This window comes from Vogesella urethralis (assembly GCF_007644045.2).
Taxonomy (GTDB): Bacteria; Pseudomonadota; Gammaproteobacteria; order Burkholderiales; family Chromobacteriaceae; genus Vogesella; species Vogesella urethralis.
The window spans coordinates 1-232 of sequence record NZ_VMDW02000010.1 but is presented as its reverse complement, the minus strand read 5'-3'; the positions used below and the strand labels follow the sequence as shown (position 1 = coordinate 232).

Sequence of the window (232 nt, the reverse complement as noted above, 5' to 3'; positions counted from 1 at the left end):
CGATCTCTCTGAGCAAGCGCTGACTGAAAAAGGCACCCTGTTTAACTCCGGTGAGTTCAGCGGCCTGAGCTTCGAAGAAGGCTTCAACGCCATCGCCGACAAGCTGGCCTCCCTGGGCGTGGGCGAGCGTAAAGTGAACTACCGTCTGCGCGACTGGGGCGTTTCCCGTCAGCGTTACTGGGGTGCGCCAATCCCAATGGTGACTCTGGAAGATGGCACCGTGATGCCAACG

General features: G+C 59.5%; 1 protein-coding gene. It reads left to right on the top strand.

Features of this window, described 5'->3' with window-relative positions:
• Positions 1-232, top strand: a 232-nt coding sequence (locus FLQ03_RS00280; protein ID WP_144374174.1) for a hypothetical protein, incomplete at both ends; no start/stop codon positions are given.